This window comes from Craterilacuibacter sp. (genome assembly GCF_051659485.1).
In the GTDB taxonomy this organism is placed as follows: Bacteria; Pseudomonadota; Gammaproteobacteria; order Burkholderiales; family Chromobacteriaceae; genus Craterilacuibacter.
The window spans coordinates 1-5,180 of the sequence record NZ_JBOFOO010000231.1 but is presented as its reverse complement, the minus strand read 5'-3'; the positions used below and the strand labels follow the sequence as shown (position 1 = coordinate 5,180).

The following is a 5,180-nucleotide window of genomic DNA, read 5'->3' as shown; positions in this document are numbered from 1 at the left end:
TATCTTTGATGGTTGATGGTGCACCGGTGGGTGGCGCTGCCAACGGCAGCCAAGCCACACCACAAGGCTGATTTACTTTTTTAGCGGACGCTTCCAGTTAAGCGATACCTGACGCGCACGCGCCACCGTCAACTGGCCTGCCGGTGCGGTCTTGCTGATCACCGAGCCCGCGCCGATGGTGGCACCCGCTTCCAGCGTCACCGGCGCGACCAGCATGGAGCCGGAGCCGACAAAGACGCCATCTTCTATGGTAGTGCGGAACTTGTTCACGCCATCGTAGTTGCAGGTGATGGTGCCGGCACCGACATTGACCTTGCTGCCGATGTCGGCATCACCGATATAGCTCAAATGGTTGACCTTGGAACCTTCACCGACCACGCTCTTCTTGATCTCGACAAAGTTGCCGACATGTACATGCGCCGCCAGCGTCGCGCCGGGGCGCAAGCGCGCATACGGTCCGATACGGCAGGCCTCACCCACCACCGCGTCTTCCAGATGCGAATAGGGTGCAATTTTGCTGCCGGCGGCAACCCTGACATTTTTCAGCACGCAGTAAGCACCGATCTCGACCCCCTCGCCCAGCTCGACCTCCCCCTCAAACACGCAACCGACATCGATCAGCACGTCCTGCCCATGCTTGAGCGTGCCGCGGATATCGATACGGGCCGGATCAGCCAGCCCGACACCATTGACTAGCAATTCCTGTGCCTGATTCAGCTGCAGGATGCGTTCCAGCTCGGCCAGCTGCACCTTGTTATTGACGCCGGCTGCCTGCCACGAGGCAGGGACTTGCATGCCATGGACACGCACACCATCGCGCACCGCCAGTGCAATTACATCAGTCAGATAATACTCACCCTGCGCATTGCCGTTTTTCAGCTCGGTAAGCCAGCGCGTCAGATGCTGATTCGGTAGCACCAGCATGCCGGTGTTGATTTCGGTAATGCGTTTTTCTTCGTCGCTACAGTCTTTGTCTTCAACAATGGCGCGGATAGAGCCATCGCTGCCGCGCACGATACGGCCGTAACCTGACGGGTTGGCCAGCGTATCGGTCAGCAGTGCGACTTCGTCACCGGCCAGCGCCACCAGTTCGGCCAGCGTGTCGGCACGGGTCAACGGGACATCGCCATATAACACTAGGGTGTGGCCTTCGCTTGGCAGCTCGGACAGCGCCATTTTCAGCGCATGGCCGGTGCCCAGTTGCTCGGCCTGCAAGGCCCAGCCCAGATCGGCATCGGGAATTGCTTCGCGCACCAGTTCGCCACCGTGGCCGTAAACCACCACCAATTTGGCTGGATTCAGGCTACGGGCGGTACGAAGCACGCGGGCAAGCATGGCTTCGCCCCCGATTTTATGCAGCACCTTGGGAAGACGGGAGTACATGCGCTTGCCCTTGCCGGCAGCGAGAATGGCGACGCTCAAAAGATTCATATGAATTCTGTATTCGGCAGATAAGAAAAAAGGCTGCCACTTGCGTGGCAGCCTCCGAATATACACCAAAATCGGCACATCCTCAGCGGACGCGCTTCCTCAGGTAGTCCAGCGTTTTCAGCTGGGCGATGGCCACCGCCAGTGCGGCTTGCGCCTTGGCAGTATCCATGTCGTCGCCGGACTTGCGGATAGTCTCTTCGGCTACCCGTTTCGCCTCGTTCGCACGCGCTTCGTCCAGATCTTCACCGCGAATTGCGGTGTCGGCCAGCACGGTCACCAGCGTCGGTTGCACTTCCATCATGCCACCCGACACAGCGACCAGGACTTCATCCTTGCTGCCCGGTACCGTCAGACGCAACACACCCGGCTTGATACGAGTCAGGAGCGGTACGTGACGCGGATAGACACCGATCTCGCCTTCGGCCGCCGGAGCGACCAGAAACTCGGCTTCACCCGAGTAGATCAGCTGTTCGGTGCTTACCACTTCTACCTGCATCGTGGCCATGAGCCGCCTCCTTAGTTAAAGGGTCTTGGCTTTGTCTGCGGCTTCTTCGATCCCGCCTACCATATAGAACGCTTGTTCCGGCAGGTGGTCGTATTCGCCCGACAGAATGGCCTTGAAACCGTTGATCGTTTCCTTCAGTGGCACATACTTGCCCGGCGAGCCGGTAAATACTTCGGCCACGTGGAAAGGCTGCGACAGGAAACGCTGAATCTTACGCGCACGGTATACGACCAGCTTGTCTTCTTCCGACAATTCGTCCATACCCAGAATCGCGATGATGTCACGCAGTTCCTTGTACTTCTGCAGCGTGGTCTGTACGCCACGAGCCACGGCATAGTGCTCTTCACCTACCACCGTCGGATCCAGCTGACGCGAAGTCGAGTCCAGCGGGTCAACAGCAGGGTAAATACCCAGCGACGCGATGTCACGGGACAGCACCACGGTTGCATCCAGGTGGGCAAAGGTCGTTGCCGGCGACGGGTCGGTCAAGTCATCCGCAGGCACGTAAACGGCCTGAATCGACGTAATCGAACCGGAACGGGTCGAGGTAATGCGCTCCTGCAGACGGCCCATCTCTTCAGCCAGGGTAGGCTGGTAGCCCACAGCGGAAGGCATACGACCCAGCAGTGCCGAAACTTCGGTACCGGCCAGAGTGTAGCGGTAGATGTTGTCCACGAAGAACAGTACGTCACGACCCTTGCCGCTTGCGTCCTTCTCGTCACGGAAATGTTCGGCCATGGTCAGACCGGTCAGCGCGACGCGCAGACGGTTGCCCGGTGGTTCGTTCATCTGGCCGTAGACCATCGCCACTTTATCAAGGACGTTGGAGTCCTTCATTTCATGGTAGAAGTCGTTACCTTCACGGGTACGCTCACCCACGCCTGCGAACACGGACAGACCCGAGTGCGCCTTGGCGATGTTGTTGATGAGCTCCATCATGTTCACGGTCTTGCCCACACCGGCGCCACCGAACAGACCCACCTTACCGCCCTTGGCAAACGGGCACAGCAGGTCGATCACCTTGATGCCGGTTTCCAGCAGTTCGGTCGCAGGCGACAGTTCGTCGAACTTCGGTGCGCTCTGGTGAATGGCGCGACGCACGTCGGTGGCAACTGCACCGGCTTCGTCCACCGGGTTACCCAGTACGTCCATGATGCGACCCAGCGTCGCTTTGCCTACCGGCACCGAAATCGGTGCGCCGGAGTTGGCTACAGCCATGCCGCGCTTCAGACCGTCCGAGCTACCCATGGCGATGGTACGGACCACGCCGTCACCCAGCTGCTGCTGGACTTCGAGCGTCAGCTCGGCATCCACCAGCATCAGGGCATCATAAATCCTTGGCATGGCGTCGCGTGGAAACTCCACGTCGATCACCGCACCAATGATTTGTACGATTTTGCCTTGGCTCATTATCGGTTCCTAAACTCAATAAACTTGTACAGGCACTGCACGCTTAAACGGCGGCGGCGCCGGCGACGATTTCGGACAGTTCCGTGGTAATCGCCGTCTGGCGCGACTTGTTGTACACAAGTTGCAGCTGCTTGATGGCGTTACCTGCGTTATCAGTGGCCGATTTCATGGCTACCATACGGGCCGCCTGCTCGGAAGCAGAAGACTCGGCTGCAGCCTGATAAACCACCGACTCAATGTAGCGACGCACCAGAAACTCCATGACGTCGTGCGCATTCGGCTCGTACAAATAATCCCACGAGTGCGAATGCTCGACCACCATCAAGTGCGGCGTCAGCGGCAGCAACTGTTCCACCACCGGTTCCTGCTTCATCGTATTGACGAAGCCCGGGTACACGATGTAAATCGCATCCAGCTCGCCTTCGGCGTACTTCTTGAACAGCACCGTAAGCGGGCCAATCAGTTTTTCCATCTTGGGCGCATCGCCCAGCTGGACCGCGCTCGACACGACCTTCATATGCGTACGCTGGCTGGCCGCAAGGCCTTTCTGACCCAGGGCGCAAACATCGACTTCGATGCCTGCCTCGGTCAGCTCCTTCACCTTGGCGTAAAAGGCCTTCAGTGTGTTGACGTTCAAGCCGCCACACAGACCCTTGTCCGAGGTGATCAGGACAATACCGGCACGCTTGATTTCGTCGCGACGGGCAAGCAGCGGGTGCTCCAGGTCAGCATTGGCCTGGGCAAGGTGCGCCATGACTGCACGCACCTTTTCGGCGTAGGGACGCGCAGCACGCATGCGTTCCTGCGATTTGCGCATCTTGGAGGTCGACACCATCTGCATTGCGCGGGTGATCTTCTGCGTGTTTTTCACGCTGCGGATCTTGGTGAGAATCTCTTTGCCGACTGCCATAACTAGACCTTTCTTTGAACAGCGTTAGCGAAAGGCTCAGTTAAAGCTGTAGCCGGCCTTGAACGATTCCATCGCCTTGGCCAGAATTTGCTCGTTATCGGCAGACAAGTCGCCCTTGTCGTCGACGGCTTTCAGCAGATCGGCATGGTTGGCGCGTACATAAGCGAGGAAGCTCGCTTCGAACGGCAATGCCTTCTTCACTGGCACGTCTTCGTAGTAGCCCTTGTTCACCGCCCACAGTGTCAGCGCCATTTCGGCAGTCGACAGCGTGGAGAACTGCTTTTGCTTCATCAGTTCGGTCACGATCTCGCCATGCGACAGCTGCTTGCGTGTCACCTCGTCAAGATCGGAAGCAAACTGCGCAAACGCAGCCAGTTCACGATACTGAGCCAGCGCCAGACGCACACCGCCACCGAGCTTCTTGATCACCTTGGTCTGTGCTGCACCACCGACGCGCGATACGGAAATACCGGCGTTAATGGCAGGACGAATACCGGAGTTGAACAAGTCGCTTTCCAGGAAGATCTGACCGTCGGTGATCGAAATCACGTTGGTCGGAACGAAGGCGGAAACGTCGCCGGCCTGGGTTTCGATGATAGGCAGTGCGGTCAGCGAACCGGTCTTGCCGGTTACGGCACCCGCGGTCAGCTTGGTCACTTCGTCTTCGTTGATGCGCGATGCGCGCTCCAGCAGACGGGAGTGGAGGTAGAACACGTCGCCAGGATAGGCTTCACGGCCCGGCGGACGGCGCAGCAGCAGCGAGATCTGACGATATGCAACGGCTTGCTTGGACAAGTCATCATAAACGATCAGTGCATCTTCACCGCGGTCGCGGAAGTATTCACCCATGGCACAACCGGAGTACGGTGCGATGTACTGCAGCGCAGCCGCTTCGGAAGCGGTTGCTGCGACGATAATGGTGTG

At 58.6% G+C, this 5,180-nt stretch carries 4 protein-coding genes and 1 pseudogene; all 5 read right to left on the bottom strand.

Translation table 11 applies throughout. The features are described from left to right. Window positions 1–72 precede the first annotated feature (72 nt). Window positions 73–1,431, bottom strand: a complete 1,359-nt coding sequence (glmU, locus tag ACRC1E_RS08245) for a bifunctional UDP-N-acetylglucosamine diphosphorylase/glucosamine-1-phosphate N-acetyltransferase GlmU (protein WP_438514619.1) — start codon at window positions 1,429–1,431, stop codon at window positions 73–75. An 82-nt stretch (window positions 1,432–1,513) separates the two neighbouring features. Further along, window positions 1,514–1,936 (bottom strand): F0F1 ATP synthase subunit epsilon, encoded by a 423-nt coding sequence (locus tag ACRC1E_RS08240; RefSeq protein ID WP_438514618.1) that lies wholly within the window; start codon window positions 1,934–1,936, stop codon window positions 1,514–1,516. 15 nt (window positions 1,937–1,951) lie between these two features. Beyond that, window positions 1,952–3,346, bottom strand: coding sequence for a F0F1 ATP synthase subunit beta (gene atpD, locus ACRC1E_RS08235; RefSeq protein WP_438514617.1), 1,395 nt, complete (start codon window positions 3,344–3,346; stop codon window positions 1,952–1,954). A 43-nt stretch (window positions 3,347–3,389) separates the two neighbouring features. Continuing rightward, window positions 3,390–4,256, bottom strand: coding sequence for a F0F1 ATP synthase subunit gamma (atpG, locus tag ACRC1E_RS08230; protein ID WP_438514616.1), 867 nt, complete (start codon window positions 4,254–4,256; stop codon window positions 3,390–3,392). A gap of 36 nt (window positions 4,257–4,292) precedes the next feature. Beyond that, window positions 4,293–5,180 (bottom strand): annotated as a pseudogene (locus ACRC1E_RS08225) (F0F1 ATP synthase subunit alpha); the annotation flags it as partial.

Excerpts from the sequence above, each read along its gene's own strand:
- glmU (WP_438514619.1), bottom strand. The coding sequence starts at position 1,431 with ATGAATCTTTTGAGCGTCGCCATTCTCGCTGCCGGCAAGGGCAAGCGC.
- atpD (WP_438514617.1), bottom strand. The coding sequence starts at position 3,346 with ATGAGCCAAGGCAAAATCGTACAAATCATTGGTGCGGTGATCGACGTG.
- atpG (WP_438514616.1), bottom strand. The coding sequence starts at position 4,256 with ATGGCAGTCGGCAAAGAGATTCTCACCAAGATCCGCAGCGTGAAAAAC.
- ACRC1E_RS08240 (WP_438514618.1), bottom strand. The coding sequence starts at position 1,936 with ATGGCCACGATGCAGGTAGAAGTGGTAAGCACCGAACAGCTGATCTAC.